Source organism: Mycobacterium sp. (genome assembly GCF_035570115.1).
GTDB lineage: Bacteria > Actinomycetota > Actinomycetes > Mycobacteriales > Mycobacteriaceae > Mycobacterium.
This window is the reverse complement of the sequence record NZ_DATMLH010000116.1, coordinates 1-14,904: the sequence shown is the minus strand read 5'-3', so window position 1 is coordinate 14,904 and position 14,904 is coordinate 1. Positions and strand designations below refer to the sequence as shown.

14 protein-coding genes and 2 pseudogenes are annotated in these 14,904 nt (G+C 63.5%); 10 read left to right on the top strand and 6 right to left on the bottom strand.

Annotated elements, in window-relative coordinates; all coding sequences use genetic code 11:
• Positions 1-9: 9 nt before the first annotated feature.
• Together VNW74_RS10380 and VNW74_RS10375 are read right to left on the bottom strand one after the other, a co-directional pair.
• The gene (locus VNW74_RS10380) at positions 10-1,371 is read right to left on the bottom strand and encodes a wax ester/triacylglycerol synthase family O-acyltransferase (protein ID WP_325676516.1); all 1,362 of its coding nucleotides are present in this window, start codon (positions 1,369-1,371) and stop codon (positions 10-12) included.
• Between the two features lie 74 nt (positions 1,372-1,445).
• Complete coding sequence (locus VNW74_RS10375) at positions 1,446-2,804, bottom strand: DUF7159 family protein (RefSeq protein ID WP_422656549.1); 1,359 nt, start codon at positions 2,802-2,804, stop codon at positions 1,446-1,448.
• A gap of 320 nt (positions 2,805-3,124) precedes the next feature.
• Here VNW74_RS10375 and VNW74_RS10370 point away from each other — a divergent pair, with 320 nt between their 5' ends.
• The 5 genes and pseudogenes from VNW74_RS10370 to VNW74_RS10350 all read left to right on the top strand — a co-directional run.
• A complete protein-coding gene (locus VNW74_RS10370) occupies positions 3,125-3,631 on the top strand; it encodes a restriction endonuclease (protein WP_325676514.1) in 507 nt (168 codons plus the stop codon).
• Between the two features lie 180 nt (positions 3,632-3,811).
• Positions 3,812-5,302 (top strand): CoA transferase, encoded by a 1,491-nt coding sequence (locus tag VNW74_RS10365; protein WP_325676513.1) that lies wholly within the window; start codon positions 3,812-3,814, stop codon positions 5,300-5,302.
• A gap of 696 nt (positions 5,303-5,998) precedes the next feature.
• Positions 5,999-6,757 (top strand): hypothetical protein, encoded by a 759-nt coding sequence (locus VNW74_RS10360; RefSeq protein ID WP_325676512.1) that lies wholly within the window; start codon positions 5,999-6,001, stop codon positions 6,755-6,757.
• 166 nt (positions 6,758-6,923) lie between these two features.
• A pseudogene (locus VNW74_RS10355) lies at positions 6,924-7,058 on the top strand (site-specific integrase); the annotation flags it as partial.
• Positions 7,059-7,390: 332 nt separating this feature from the next.
• Positions 7,391-7,609: pseudogene (locus VNW74_RS10350) on the top strand (zf-HC2 domain-containing protein); the annotation flags it as partial.
• A 109-nt stretch (positions 7,610-7,718) separates the two neighbouring features.
• Here VNW74_RS10350 and VNW74_RS10345 read toward each other — a convergent pair.
• Positions 7,719-7,964 (bottom strand): hypothetical protein, encoded by a 246-nt coding sequence (locus VNW74_RS10345; RefSeq protein WP_325676511.1) that lies wholly within the window; start codon positions 7,962-7,964, stop codon positions 7,719-7,721.
• Positions 7,965-9,141: 1,177 nt separating this feature from the next.
• Here VNW74_RS10345 and VNW74_RS10340 point away from each other — a divergent pair.
• From VNW74_RS10340 to VNW74_RS10325, 4 genes are all read left to right on the top strand, one after another.
• A complete protein-coding gene (locus VNW74_RS10340) occupies positions 9,142-9,354 on the top strand; it encodes a hypothetical protein (RefSeq protein WP_325676510.1) in 213 nt (70 codons plus the stop codon).
• Positions 9,355-9,936: 582 nt separating this feature from the next.
• Complete coding sequence (locus VNW74_RS10335) at positions 9,937-10,422, top strand: oxidoreductase (RefSeq protein WP_325676509.1); 486 nt, start codon at positions 9,937-9,939, stop codon at positions 10,420-10,422.
• 13 nt (positions 10,423-10,435) lie between these two features.
• The gene (locus VNW74_RS10330; protein ID WP_325676508.1) at positions 10,436-11,923 is read left to right on the top strand and encodes a molybdopterin-dependent oxidoreductase; all 1,488 of its coding nucleotides are present in this window, start codon (positions 10,436-10,438) and stop codon (positions 11,921-11,923) included.
• A 69-nt stretch (positions 11,924-11,992) separates the two neighbouring features.
• Positions 11,993-12,301 carry a hypothetical protein gene (locus VNW74_RS10325; protein WP_325676593.1) on the top strand — a complete coding sequence of 103 codons (309 nt, stop codon included), beginning with the start codon at positions 11,993-11,995 and terminating at the stop codon, positions 12,299-12,301.
• On the opposite strand, the gene VNW74_RS10320 is transcribed toward VNW74_RS10325, so the two are convergent.
• Positions 12,237-12,626, bottom strand: coding sequence for a hypothetical protein (locus VNW74_RS10320; protein WP_325676507.1), 390 nt, complete (start codon positions 12,624-12,626; stop codon positions 12,237-12,239). The genes VNW74_RS10325 and VNW74_RS10320 overlap by 65 nt on opposite strands.
• An 18-nt stretch (positions 12,627-12,644) precedes the next feature.
• A complete protein-coding gene (locus VNW74_RS10315) occupies positions 12,645-13,697 on the bottom strand; it encodes a hypothetical protein (protein ID WP_325676506.1) in 1,053 nt (350 codons plus the stop codon).
• Between the two features lie 133 nt (positions 13,698-13,830).
• Between VNW74_RS10315 and VNW74_RS10310 the strand changes: the two genes are divergently transcribed.
• A complete protein-coding gene (locus VNW74_RS10310) occupies positions 13,831-14,112 on the top strand; it encodes a hypothetical protein (protein ID WP_325676505.1) in 282 nt (93 codons plus the stop codon).
• A 48-nt stretch (positions 14,113-14,160) separates the two neighbouring features.
• Here the strand turns inward: VNW74_RS10310 and VNW74_RS10305 are convergent, their stop codons facing one another.
• Positions 14,161-14,841, bottom strand: a complete 681-nt coding sequence (locus VNW74_RS10305) for an ATP-binding cassette domain-containing protein (protein WP_325676504.1) — start codon at positions 14,839-14,841, stop codon at positions 14,161-14,163.
• Positions 14,842-14,904: the final 63 nt, after the last annotated feature.

Below are 14,904 nucleotides of genomic sequence, written 5' to 3'. Positions count from 1 at the left end.
CGTCGCCGGTCAGACTCCGATCGCGCGTTCTAAATCTTTCAGCGAGCTTTCCAGATGACCCAGCAGGCGCTGCAGATGCGGCACACTTCGCCGACATCCGACCAAGCCGAAATCGATGTTGTCGGCGTTGTTGGTCAGGGTGATGTTCAACGCCTGCCCGTCCAGCGCGATCGACAGCGGATAGTTGCCGTCGAGCCGGGCGCCGCCCCAGTACATCGGTTCGGTTAGCCCCGGCACGTTGGAGATGACGATGTTGAACGGTGGTGGCGCCGACGAGACGAAGCCCGGCACCGCAGCGAGTCCCAGCGGCGCCAGGAGAAACGCCGACAACGCAAACGCTTGTAGCCGAGGCAGTTCCGAGATCACCTTTTTGTTGCCCCGCATCGATTCGCTGATTGTCTCGAGCCGCTTCGCCGGATCCTCAACGTCGGTCGCCAGGTTGCACAGGATGCTGCCGACCATGTTGCCGCCGGCGTCGGCCTCCTCCGCTCTACGCAGGCTGACCGGGACCATTGCGATCAGCGGCGCGTCGGGCAGCGCATGCTGATCCAGCAGGTAGGAGCGCAGCGCGCCGGAACACATCGCCAGCACGACATCGTTGACAGTCACTCCGGCGGCCCGCTTGATGGTCTTGACCCGGTCCAGCGACCACGACTGGGCGGCCACCCGCCGCGCACCACCGATGGGAACGTTGAGCATGGTGCGCGGTGCGGCGAACGGCAAGGTCAGTTGCTGTTCCACCAGCGCGGCCCGGGCCAGCGACCACGTCGAGGGACCGAAGGCCGCAACGGATCCCGCTAGCTGCCTGAGCGCCTGCCATCGGGACCGCTCGGCCGGACGGCGATGGCGTCGGGGCAGACTCCAAATCGCCTGCAGCTCCGGATCATCCGCGTCGGTCGACAGCGTGCGCTGCATCAGTTTCAGCGCGGAGACGCCGTCGATCAACGAGTGGTGAAACTTGCTGTAAAGGGCGAACCGGCCGTCGTTCAGTCCCTCGACGAAGTAGGCCTCCCAGAGCGGGCGATGCCGGTCCAGCAGGCTGCTGTGCAGTCGCGAGGTCAGCTCGAGGAGCTCGCGGACCCGTCCCGGCGACGCCAGTGCCGAGCGCCGCAGGTGGTAGTCGATGTCGACGTCATCCGGATCGTCGTAAGCCCACGCAACGTTGGCGAGTCCGCCGACGACCCAGGCGGGTCGCTTGCGAAAGGTGGGTTGGAATTCGCGGTTGGCGGCCAGAGCGGCGGCGGCTTCTCGGACGAACTCCGGCCCGGCCCCCTCCGGCGGCTTGAACAGTTGCAAGCCACCGACGTGCATAGGGTGCTCGCGCGATTCGGTCAGCAGGAAAATCGAGTCGGTTGGCGACATCAGCTCCATCGCCCCATTAAAGCGCGGCGTGAAGCGGATTCGACCGGATCCGCACAGCCCGATGGCGTTTTAGACCCGCGCGGTCACAGGTGGAAGCCCGGGAGACCCGGAAAGTGTGGGAGCCCAGGACCCGGGCCGTGCGGGATGCCTGGGAGACCTGGACCAGGGCCGTGCGGGATGCCCGGCATGGGACCAGGACCCGGCGGCCCCGGGTGGAGACCTGGAGCCCACGGTCCAGGCCCGGGCATCGGGGGCGGCGGCCCAGGAGCCAGCGGGCCTGGACCGGGCATTGGTAGCGGCGCAACCGGCACCGGTATCACCGGCACAACGGCCGGCGGGGGCGGAGCGACCGGAGCAGGTGCCGGAGCTGCCGGGGCCACCACCGGAGCGGCCGGGGCCTGCGCCGGTAGTGGCACCGGCTTGGCCGGAACCACCACACTTTTCCCAAGGCTGGGTCGGCTACTGACCGAGGGACGGATGTCGAGCGCCAACGAGATCGTCAGCGCCGCAACACCGAAAACGAAGACCATTAGTACGCCGAGGGCAACCAGGAACGGTCGACGGCCCGGCTCGGTTTCCTCGGCCAAGAACTCAGCGTCGTCGACCGCTGTATAGAAGTTGGCCTCGTCCGGCACAGCGCTGTACGCGCGTTGTTGGCTGTCCGCGCCGTCGTAAACCGGCATGACCGGCTCCGCCGCTCCGGTGCCGGGATCTTGGGCATACGCCAAGGCGGAGGTTGACCAGTCGAAAAGCGGCGCATGCGCGGATGCCAGCGCCGCACCGCGAGCCAGCGCCGATTCCGGCTCGGTGGGCGCGCTGACGGTCAGCGGAGTCGCGGCGTCGAGCTCCGCCTTGATCATCGCGACGTCAACTCCGCTGGAACCCACCACGAACAGGCCCTGCGGATGTGGTTCCAGCCGGGTCGCGCCGGCGGCCATCGCGGTGAGCTCAGCCACCGCATCCGCGTCATCATTCGGCAGCGAAGCTCGGCGCACATCGGTGATCGAGCCGTCCCCTGAGTCGACGACGGCCAGCGTCGCGCAGTCCGGCTCGACGAACAGCAACCCGGTGTGGGCGTAGCCGATGGCGGTGCCATGTGCCTGAGCCAACGCGGCCGCGGACAGAAAGGCCGAGACCAGCATGATGTTTTCCACCCGGTGAGCAGCCAAGGCATCCCGCAAGACGCCGGCCTCGACGGGATCAACCCAGGTCACACCGGTCGATGCCAGCCGATAACCGCTCTCGGCGGCACCTTGTCGAGTGCCCAGGATCGCCGCCAAAACCTGATCGGTCGCGCTCGAGGTTACGGCGTTGCCGGCAGCCGCTGCCGTGGTGACGGGGAAAGCGTCCTGGTCGACGGTGGCACCGTCACCGCTTTCCCCTTCGACCAGCACCATTCGGACTGTTGACGGTGCCATCGACACTCCAAAAACGATGTCCACAACCCCTCCAACGCAGTTGTGCGGTGCAGTGTGGAGGTCTGGCGATCGGCGAAACCGCGCACGGCCCCCCGGCCGATTTGATCCTACTCGCCGATTAATCGAACAGCGCCAGGCTGGTCAACTGGTAAACAGTCCGCCGAGTGGCCCGATTGGCCCAAAATGGGATCGATAGCGTCCTGCTGGATGCCAGTCAGCATGCCGTCGCGTGTCGCGCAGCCCGAACTTGTCGTTGCCGGTCCTTATTATCGGCCCATGCACCGGGCGTCCCTGGTCACCTCGGCAACCAGTAGCCTCCCGAGCTGGCCGGACCTACTCCTGGCATGAAGATTGCCTTGATCTTTCTCCCGCTTTACTTCGGGCTCGTCGTCGGCGTCGTCGGCGGCGTCTGGCTGGGCTTGGCGGGAGCCATCTTCGGCGTGCTCTTGGCGCTGTTGCTGCGGCGTGAGCGCCCACCAGCCGGCATGACAGCAATTGATGGCATGAGCGGGGTGGAGTTTGAGGGCTACGTCGCCGCGCGCCTGCGCCGTGCGGGCTGGCAGGTCAGATTCACCCCGGCGGTCGGTGACTACGGCGTCGACTTGATCGCCGAAAAGGACGGCCAGTCCGTGGCGATCCAGTGCAAGCGCCACGGCAAGTCGGTCGGTGTTGCGGCCGTCCAGCAGGTGGTCTCGGGTGCGCTGCACCATGGCTGCACCCGGAGCCTTGTCGTGAGTAACCAGGAGTTCACCACTGCTGCAAGACAATTGGCCTATACCCACCGTTGCCAACTCATTGGGCGCAGGGCATTGCAAGCCTGGGTGCCACACCCCGCACAGAGAGCGGTTTAGCAAGCAACCAGACAGTCGGCGCAGCCCGGTGTGACCTGACACAACGACGGGGGTCGATCGTTGGTGCGCAGGACATTGCCCTCGTCGGAGTTTCTCAAGATTGTGTGAGGAGTCGGGCCGTGTCGAGGTTCACGGCCCGACTCCATGCAACTGAGTTTTATGAGAAAGAGGAGACGGACCGTGGTTGCGGTAGAAAAGCTGGCGGAAAAGATAACCGCTAATTACGACAATCCGTTACGCAGCTCCATAGACGTGCCAGCGCAGGTTGAGTCCTTACTCCAAAGCTTAGGGGCAACATCTTCCGATTCCGGAGGGAAAGTCACCTATTACGGGGCTGACCCCATTACGCCGGATCGGTTGCCGTATGGATCTATCAGCGCAATCTCGCTGGCGGCCAAGGCGATCCTGGTTGCGAAGATATGGAAGGAGCGCACCGGCGAGGGCCAAGACATCCACGTCGACGTGCGTAAATCTTTGCGGCGCCTCACACCCTTCCTCGACGGGAAGTGGGAACTGGTCAATGGATTCCCCGGGCGCACGGATCCGTACAGCCCATTTTCCGACGGTCCAGATATTGTGCCGACCGGTGATGGCAAGTGGATTATGTTCGCCGAGATTTATCCCGCCCTGCGGCAGCGTTGCCTCGATCTCCTTAAACCGAGGGGCGGTTCGTACGAGGCGCTACGCGATGCGGTGAAAGAATGGAACGGCGAGGAACTCGAAGCCGCCGCCGAGAAAGCGGCTATCCCTATGCCGCTCGCCCGCAACATCAAAGACGTACTGAAGTTGGATGCCTTCACCAAGAACCTGGGTCTCATCCCGCTGGTCAGCGTGGAGAAGGTAGGCGAAAGCGATCCAATTCCATTCACGCCCAACCCGACAACGCCGCTCGATGGTATCCGTCTGCTCTCGTCAAGCCACGTCATCGCCGCCCCGTCGATCGGTCGCGCAATGGCCCTGCATGGCGCCGATTCACTCAACGTGTGGCGGCCATCCGACGTCGAGCACTCGCTCTGGCACTACACCTCGCATGTCGGAGTCCGGTCCACCATGCTCGAGCTGGGTAGCAATGCAGGCCATGACAAGTTCCGCGAGCTGCTGTCCCAGGCCGACGTCTTGGTCACCAACCGCCGTCCCGGATGGCGGCAGCGTTTCCACATCACGCCGGACGAAGTGCTCAAAGAGCGACCAGGTCTCATCGATACGCAGATCACCTGGGCCGGCGAAAGTGGACCGTGGTCGTCTCGGGTGGGGTTCGACGTCACGGCGACCTTCGCACTGGGTCTGGACAACATCGAGGGCAGCGACGAGAAGCCCGCACATCCGTCGATCTTCGTGGCCTGCGATTACGCGGCGGGTTGGCTCGCCACCTGCGGCATCCTGTCGGCATTGCTGCGGCGCGCGAAGGAAGGTGGGAGCTACCGCGTCAGGGTTTCGTTGGTACGCACGGCTCTGTGGCTTCCTGAATTGGGCATCTTCGACCGCGACTACGCGACGAAAACGGCCGGCTCAAACGACGAGCACCACTATCCGGATCCCGATGGATTTGAGGTCGATACGCCCATGGGTCACTACACCGGCGTCACGGAAATGGTCGAGATGTCCAAGACGCCCGGTGAATACAAGTACCCATTGACACCGTTTGGTTCGTGGCAACCAAGCTGGCTCTGACCGGGTAGCTCTTGGCGGTGGCAGAGGGATTTGAACCCTTGGTGTACCCCAGGCCAGGGCGCCGAAACGGCCGTGACCTGCGAATAACAGCGACGCAATTCGCTGAGATTGTGCTGGTTTGTGCCCAAGTGTGCCCAAAATGTGCCCACGGCGGCCCGCGACGGGCGCCCTAGCGCCGACCCCCTGCGGCCCCGGCTACCTTCGCCCGTCCCTTATCTGGTAGTCGCGCGCTCTCGTCACGCCGGCAGCCTTGGCGAGTTGTACAGCGGGGATGCCGAGCTCCAATCCTCGCGGATTAGGCGGCGCAGCTCGACGTCAGCGGCGTCGAGTGCGTCTCGGCGGGCTGCTGCCACTTCGACAGAACTTTCGCGGCAGAGAGCGCAAGGGCGGGGTGACATTCAGCCCAAGAAATGTACGAGTCCTACACCCTTGTTGAACTCTCACAATGCGCAAGGAGTAGCTGAACGCATACCGGTTTATCACCACGCCGACGGTAGCGGCGCTCGCACTAGAAGTGGGAGATAGGCCGCGGTGCACTAAACACCGCCAAGCCGTTCCTTCAACCCTATGATTCAGAAAGGCTGTGCCCGGATCCTGGTGCAACTGGCGGCGAAGAACTTTGTCGGACGCACGGCATCACAGCAGTACGCACCCGTGCCAGGCATTTGTGCGACCGCAGTCAACTGAGGAGTAACCATGGCCACCGGCACTACTATGACCGTCGCCCGGCACGGGTTCGTTCCCGCCCGAACGGCCGCGGACATCGTCTTGGCCCCGACCATTTGCACTGTGGAAACTTCGATGGACGGGACTCTGCTCTTGACCGCGGGGGGCGTGGCGTACTTGCCCGGCTCAGTCGGTGGGGTATTCCTCGAGTCAGCCACGGAAAGCGCGAAATCTGTATACGGCGTGGGGGAAGCGGTGACAAGCGCCGCGAAGGCGGTCTCCGATCGAAGGCAGGCCAACGCCGCACAGCCCATCGGTGTTTCAGCGTCGGTGCAGGCCGCCCTACAGAAACGCAATGCGTTCGCCGCGGGCTACGCCGACGTGGTGTCGGTTGGGTATAAGTCCCGGTTAACCAGCAAGATTTGGGTCGACGTGTCTGGCTCTAGCGGGACGGACAACCACCAAATTCTCTTAGTCGGATCGAAAAAGGTCGGTGGGCCCGAGCAGCTCGCCACGACGATCGCAGTCCGGCGCGTTTTGGTCGAGGGCGCATGGGTGATGCAGCAAGCGCTGGCCCGCCTGCGGTCCGAGCCTGCACCGCAGCGCCCGCTCGCCGAGACAATCGACGGGACCGACGCGGTACTGAACGGTTTGCGTGAACTGATCGACGGCGCCGGGCTGACCCGCGAGGAGGTCGCTGACTGCGCATTGCAGCAGCACCCGGAATTTGCCGAGTTCGAATCGGTGCCGGCGGTGGCCAAGGTATATTCCGCACTTATCAAGGGCTGATGACCGCGACATCAGCCGGGACAGCGGAAGCGCAAGGAGCGCGGACACCTGCGCATCGTGTTGTACGCCAAAGAATGTGCGAGCGCGACACCCTCGTCTCAACTCTCCAAGGGAGTGGTGACCGGATGATGACCCGCCGCTGGGCGCAGGCGGCTTAACTGGCATCGCGTCGATCGCAATCAGCTCCGGTGTCAACGTATTGGCCTTGTGCCGGATGCTCGGACACACCTCAGCGAAGGTCACCCTCGACACCCACGCCGATCTTTTCGACACGGATCTCGACGCCGTCGCGTCGGCTCTTGGCGTAAAACTCTGGCGGTGGCGGAGGGATTTGAACCCTCGGCGTGACCCAGGTCAGAGCGCCGAAACAGCATTCACCTGCGAAATAACAACGGGTGTAATTCTCTGGGATTCCCCGTTTTGTGCCCAAGTGTGCCCAGAATGTGCCCACGGCTCCCGCCCTGCGACGGCGATGGGGAACCGGATCTATCGAGTCCACGCCGAGATAGTTGATCGGCCCGCCCCTTCTCTCTCGGGGCCGGGGCGTCACTATGTACCCGTTGGCGAATGTCCGTGAATTCGAGTAGCCGACTACGCGTGTGGTACGGCTTCGCGCGCTGCCACGCTGCTGTCATGACCAGTCAGTGCAACGATGTGTTCTGGTACGTGTTCTGGTACGACATGTGGGACGCCGCATACGTGGTTGGCATGCTGTCTGCCGCTGACCGCCGCGAATTCGAAGCGCACATGGCCAACTGCTCGGCATGCCGGGACGCCGTCGCCGACCTGAGCGGCATGCAGGCCCGGCTTTCACAGCTTGACCGCGAAGAGGTCGCCGCGATCGAGGAGTCCAGACATACGCAGTCGGTGACACCTGCGATGTCGCTACCGCCGCGACCACGAACAGATTGCGTCCGTCCGGATGACGAGCTGGTGAGCTAGGGCCGGGAACCGACTCGCCCTAGTCGGCGTCTGAATAGTTGATCGGGCCGCCCCACCACAACTCTGGGCGGCCCGTGACGCCTACAAGCGGACTGGCACTTGAACAGCTGTCACGCTGGCTGCGTGCGGCGGCGAGTTCGAGGTTGAGCCTGCGGTTGTCGGCGCGGAGCTGGTCGAGTGCGAGTTCGAACTTGAGCCTGCGGTTGGCGGCGCGGAGCTGGTCGAGTTCGGCGATGAGTAAGTCCAGCAACTCGCATGCGGTCATGGCGGCCAGACTTCGTCGGTGCTGTTAAACATTTCCCATTCTTCTCCGTTAAACCGTTTGAATGACTCCTTGGAGTCGGGGCCAATGGCTACCGTTCGATGGTGCCGCGACGCAGGTGCAACTGACGCGAGTAGTCCAGTACCCGTCTTGTCTGAGAAGGGCACTGAGTCGGTGTGGCATCGGCCGCTCCGTTGAGCTTGGGCGGCGGGAAGTTATGCCTTCGTGGTAAACGGTTGTTTACCGAACTGGCATCTGTGGGTAGCCGACAAGGAGGCCAGGGGGCCCGCGGATATATGGGGGAACGGCCCCCTGGCCGCCTCGTCCCCCGACCCACTGGTTGCGGATACCCGCATGTGCGGCTTGTTATGCATGTGCTCAACTACGCAGGCACGCCACAGCGCGGCCAAACATGGCGGCGAGCCGTCAAGTCGTCAGGTCGACGAACTGCTCGACGAACGCGACAAGCGGACTGGAAGCTGACTGGTCGGCCAGCGTCCACGGGACCGCAAGCGTTACAAGATCGCAGATTATCCGAAGGTCACAAATCGCACGAAAGGCCGGGTGACTCTGTTGGTTTCCATACGGCCTGCTGGGTATCGGCTGCGTACCCGAACCCGAATGCTCGCGACTACGTGTACACCCAAGACTCCCCCGCAATTCCGCGGGGCGGCCCCGACGGCAGCGCGAACTGCCGCCGGTGTGCACCAGACGGAACGGGCCGACGCATGAGCCGAATTAGCAAGGCAGACGAGAAGGCGCTGCTTGCGCAGCTCCACGACTGCTTAGCGGACTTTATCGAGGCCGCCGTCGCGGATCTCCGCGAGATAGCTGCGATTCGGAGACAAGCGCGTGAGCACGGCTTGGATATACCCGAGGACATTCGGCAACAGTTCCAAGAAGCACGGAAACTCGCGACCCTCTTCAGTCCGCACAGCTTGGGCTTCTTCAGCGTCCACACCATCTTGGACGTGAGGCGTGGCCTGACGGTTCCTGCCTGTCTCGGTGACCGTCGAAACACGACAGGTAGTGGACTACTCGCGTCAGTTGCAGCTGCTTCGCGGCACCATCGAACGGTAGCCATTGGCCCCGACTCCAAGGGGTCATTCAAACGGTTTAAGGGAGAAGAATGGGAAATGTTTAACAGCACCGACGAAGTCTGGCCGCCATGACCGCATACATGACCACCACTGACGACCGCGAAACCGAACTGCTAGCCGACGCCCTGGCGCAGGCCTTCTCCGACGCGGTATGGGCGCAAGTGGGCGACCATCTTCCGCTTACCGACGAGGTTTTCAAGGTTGCCTGGTACCGCGTGGCCGAGCGGGCGAAAGAACTAGGAAAGGCGCCGCCATGCGCCGGCGTGAAAGGCCGCGACGGCTCCAAGGTTTGAACGGTCGGATGAGCGGCGGCCGGTGCACACGGTAATATCGCCAGCACCACGGTCACGGCCACGAGCTTGGCTGACCGGCTCATGGCTTACAGTCCCAACTCGCGTTTAAATGCCCAAAGGTGCCCACCGCATACCGGATACACGATGCCGCCGACATGTATCACGGACAACGCAGGCGTGGAGCAATGGCCGGTGCTGCGCCGCAGCCCTTGGCACGGCGTACCGGGATATGCGTCGGTAGCAAGGAACGCGGCCGGCCGGCTCATGGCCTACCCTCGCCATCGCGGGCAATGAGCGCGAGAACCGGTGCGGCGGCTGCGTTTACCCTTTGATCCGCGGCACCGAAAACGGCTACGAGGGCGACGACTTCCGGAGTGGTCAACTGGGCCACGTTTACGCGACGCATTAGCGACAGCAGCTCGTCGACGGCCCGCAAGTCGATGTTATTGGCGTACGGTCACGGCCGATCACGCTCCTCCTGCAGCAGACACTTACCCGGTTGTTGGAAGATCTGTCGCGCAGATCTCGCGGGTCGTCGGTCGTGCCAGTTTGCTATCACACGCTCTGGGGTATTTAGCCGCGGTGGCTGTTGTCATCGAAAGATGGAAGCGCAGTCGGGCATACGATTGGCTTCGCCTGAAGGGTTACGTCGCCTTCAATCTGCCCCGAACGGTGACCATGCTGGGCGCAGCCCTGCTGACCGGAATCGCCGCGGCTCATGTCTACGTGTTGAGCAGCCAGCCGTCGTTGCCGGTGTACTTCGTCGTCTACGCCGCCATCCTGGGAGCCTGCTGTCTGTTAACTGCCGCGTTTCTGTGGCTGGGACGCAATCCCCGTGTGCCGCAATTAGGATGGTTTTTTGGTGATCTGGTTTCGGTCGTCTTTCTAGGGGTGTATCTGGCCAGCCGAGCACCAACCCTGCCGGGTCTGGTGGCGGTGACCGGCCGGTGGGATTTCGCACCCGGGACGTTTGCGGGCGCGTTCGCGTTGGGCTTCATCGCCGTGCACACGTCGGTGCTATTGGGAATCAACGTGGCATACCCCCAACGTCAGCAGTGGTCGGACTGATCGGACTTCGGCGATGACATTCGATTATCCGGTGTGGCTGCGAGTTGACCATTGGCTCAACCTGTTGTTCGTCACGTTGATCATCCGCAGCGGCATCGAGATCCTCGCCACCCATCCCAAGTTGTATTGGAATGACGACAGCAGGCCCGGAAGCGAATGGGCGCGCTTTACCCGCAAGGTCATGCCGAAGAACAAGCTGTACGACACCCTCGACGAAGAGGAGGACTACAGCCCGTTCATTTCGTTGCCCGGCCACGCGCAATTGGGCCTCGGGCGGCACTGGCACTTTTTCGCGGTGATCGGCTGGATTCTGGTGGGACTGTCCTACTACATCCTGCTTTTCGCGACCGGACAGTGGCATCGTTACTGGCCGGGGTCGTGGTCGATCTTCCCAGAGGCGTGGAACGACGTCGTCACCTACATGACGTTCAACCTGCCGCCGTTGCTGCCGGGTGAACCCTTGGACGCCATGCAGAAGCTGGCCTATGCAGGCGTGGTGTTTGTGCTGGCGCCGTTCCAGATCCTGACCGGCGCAGCTCAATCCCCGGCGGTCGAGGCCCGATTCCCGTGGTACGTCCAGATGTGGGGCGGCCGGCAATGGGCGCGCAGCCTGCATTTCGTGGGTCTGGTCGCCTTTGTCGGCTTCATCGTCATCCATCTGTCGATGGTCTTCTTCTGGGGCTGGGGCAAGCTGACCGCGGCGATGATCTTCGGCTCGGTCCGCAACACCAACTGGGCGACCGCGTGTTCGCTGCTGATCATCGCGACGGTCATCGCCGTCCACGTCGCGGCAACGCTGTGGAGCCTGCGCAACCCTCGTTCGGTTCAGCGCCGGCTGGACGCGGTCGTCGGCGGCGTTCGGCGGATTCTGTTGCGGCCGTTGGATTCGCGGCAGAACTATCCGGAGCGGAAGCTGACCACGCAGCACCGCGTCAACGGCAAGCCGCCCTGTTCGGGCGAGTACAAGGTGATGGCCGTGCACAACTTCGTCGATTGGCGGCTGCGGGTCGGCGGATTGGTCGAAAATCCGGTGACTTTGGATTTGGCGGCGCTGCGCGCACTGGGCGAACCGGAAGTTCAGCGGGTGATGCATAACTGCGTGCAGGGTTGGACGAGCATCGGGCAGTGGAGCGGCCTGCACCTGAGCGCATTGGTGGAACTGGTGCGCCCGCTACCGCAGGCGAAATACATCTGCTCTCTGACGATGCAAGACAACGACCGAGACGAGCCCAGCTCGCACGGCGGAGGCCAGTTCTACGAGGTCATGGATCTCGAATTGGCGTACAAGCCGCAGACCATCCTTGCCTACGAGATGAACGGCAAGCCGTTGCCGATCAAGCATGGCGCACCGTTGCGGCTACGGGTGGAGACCCAAGTCGGATTCAAGATGGCCAAATGGATCAACCAGATCGAGTTCGTCAACGACTACTCCGGCATCGGCAAAGGTGCGGGCGGCTGGCGCGAAGACAACGTCTACTACGCCAAGGACGTGGAGATCTGACGTGGCCGACCGCGCCGTCGACGATGCAGAGCAAAGCGATGAGGAGGAGCGGCGCTTGTGACCGATGCGATGGTGCGCCCTGAGTTGGTCAGCCTGGAACCTGCCGACCGCGACCGGGTCTTGGCCCATGTCGCCGCGAAAGGCGGGTACTGTGAGGCTTGCGGTGCAACCGATTTCGAGGTCGGCCATGCACTTTACCTCGGTTTTCTGTTTCTCGACGAGGACGACGACGCCTATATGGTGGCGTTGACGTGCCGCAACCCGAAGTGCAGGCAGCCGCATACCGGAATCAGGCTGCGCGAGAAGGACGTTCTCAGCGGCGACGGAACGCAAGCCCGCGCCGCGACTTGGATGGCTTCGGCTCCCGCTGGCGCTTAGCTTTGGCGGGCGGCGTATCGGTGAGCACCGGCTGAGCGAGTCCGATCCGATCGATCAGATCGGATAGCCCCCGCAGTTCGTCACACAGCGCTTCAAACCGGCGCTCGTCGGTCTCGGCGAGCAGCCCGCGTGAACTGTAGTGCACCAGGCGGGGCAGCCGCCCGGCGAGCGCCGTACCCCATCTGATGCTGAAGTCGTATTTCTCGCCCGCGTGCACTTCGTCTTGTTGACCAAGTTGTTTGAGCACCTGTATCTGTTGGCTGAGCCACTCGACATCATCGTCGATGGTGATCGGTGCGTCGTTTTCTTCCATCTCGGCAGCCATGGTCCTCCATTTGTCCTGTCAGAGGCGCGGTTTGGCCACGCTCACCACTAATGGTGTTCCTGCGAAAGTCAGATAGACCCGGTGTGGTCCAAGGGCCATCCCGGTCAGCGGTGCCGACCGTTCCGCGTCGGGAAGACCTGTTCGGTAGTTGGTGGTCCGCAGCACCGGGATGGTGTGGTGCGGGTAGCCGGTGACATCGTTCGTCTCCAGCACCACCACCTCCCGATCGGTGGCAGCGTAAATGCGGGTGTCGTCGGTGCCGATTCGCCGGATCGGCGACGGCAGTCGGGTCACGGCCAACACCGTCAAGCCCTCCCCGCCACGTTGCGAGTCGACCGCATACAGCATGTCGTCGTTACGGCGGCTGACGTAGCTGCGGGTCACCGCGGTCCCATCACCCGCGGAGGCGACGACGTCCATGGGCAGCGACCCACGCCGCTCGGGTGGCGACGAGGGCCCTTTGTAGTAGCGGATCCCGGATGACCCGTAAATGTGGTACTCGATCTCGCGCCCACGGTTGGCGCCGTCGATCACGTCGGAGGGATCACCGGTGATCTCCGCCGTCGGCAGTGCCCGGAAACCGTATTCGTCGATCGGAGTCACCGACGATCCGTCCGCTGACAGCGCGAGCAACACCCGCATGCCGCTGTCTTCGGAGAGGTAGGCGGGCGCAGGCCCGGCGTCGAACTCATCGACCTGGCGCACAGTGTGGAGGTCGATCACCGCAACCTTGCCGTTTTGGGGCTGTGGCACAAAGATGTGCCGATCGTCTTTTCGACTGATCTGTAGGTTGCGCCCCACGGCGATCGGTTGCGACAACCGCGTCGTGGCGCGGCCGGGTCGAAGCAGATCGGTGATTTCGGCGACTCGGTTGTCGTCGGTGAGTCCGACGAGGGCATCAATGCGGTACGACCACACCGGGTCACGCAGCATCGCACCCGCCGTCATCACGGTGACCTCGGGCGTCATCTCCACCGCGGTGCCCGGCGCCGCACAGCCCGCCGCGGTGACAACACAGGCCAGCACTGGAACCCATCGGTGCCGCTGCCCGAACTCCACGATTCTCACCATCCGCCTCGCCATGATTCACCCGAATCAATACCCTGCCTGGAGGCCGGTGACACGTCCTCATCAGTTTTATCGCCGTCCCATCCGGGTACGTTTCAATAACGGCGAAAGTGATGTGAGAGACGGGAAAGAACCCATGGACGACATCTCCCGCGACCCCATCGACCATGAGCGGACCAGCCGTCCGCGGGTGGGGCAAACGTTGAAGAGTTCAGCCAAAGTTCCAGGATTACTGTTCATCATGATCGGGTTGGTGGCGTTGGCAATCGGTTTGGTCGGCTTGGCCCACCGACAGGCGGGTGCCGGAGTCGCCGCCATTGTTATTGCGGCGGTGGCGATTGCTGCCGGCGGGCTCTGGCTGGCCCGAGAAGCGCGACGAGTTCGAGGATTCGAAACACCGCACGACGCTCCCGGGTGATGCACGATTTGTCGTGCGCCGGTCTGCGCCAGCTGAGCGCGAACCGGTTTAACACTGCCGCTGATCGCGTTGTGCCGCACCGGGTTTAAGACAGCTTGGATTCCAGGAAAATCGGGGCGTCTTGGTGGCGGCGCCGACGATCGGCGCACAGGCGTACGCCGGGCGCTCCATGGATTCGTCGACGGCCGTGAGCAGCCGCACCGGCACACCGTGGAGCTCGCTGAGCCGCGATGCGGTGACGATCTGATCGGCGGGCCCGATGCCGACCAGCCGCCCATCACCCATCAGCGCGGCCTGATCACCGCAGAGCAGTGCATGCCAGGGCTGGTGGGTTGTCATGGGTACCGTTCGCCCGGACTGCGCCAGCCCCGCGACCACTTCGAGGATGCGGGCCTCGTTGCTGAAATCGAGCCCGGCAGTGGGCTCGTCGAGCAGCAGCACCGGCGTGTCTTGGACCAACGCGCGCGCCATCAACGCCAACCGACGTTCACCACCAGAGAGCACCGAAAACGGGGCCCGTCGAGGTTGTCGAGCAGTGCGGTGCGGCCGCTGACGGCCATCATCAAGGCGGCGGACGATCTTGGCGACGTGCAGCGCCAGGGCACACATTCGTTCGGCGTCGGCGACGTTTTTTAGAGAGGCGACGACGCCGCGCAGGTCGCCAGCGACGGGGGCCTGAAAGGCGAGCAGGGTCAAGGCGTCCTGTTCGGCGTGGGCGGCGTGGAGCATGATCGTGTCGTTGTTCGCCGATGACGCCTTCGGCGAGCACCAAATTAGCCTGCAGCAACGCCT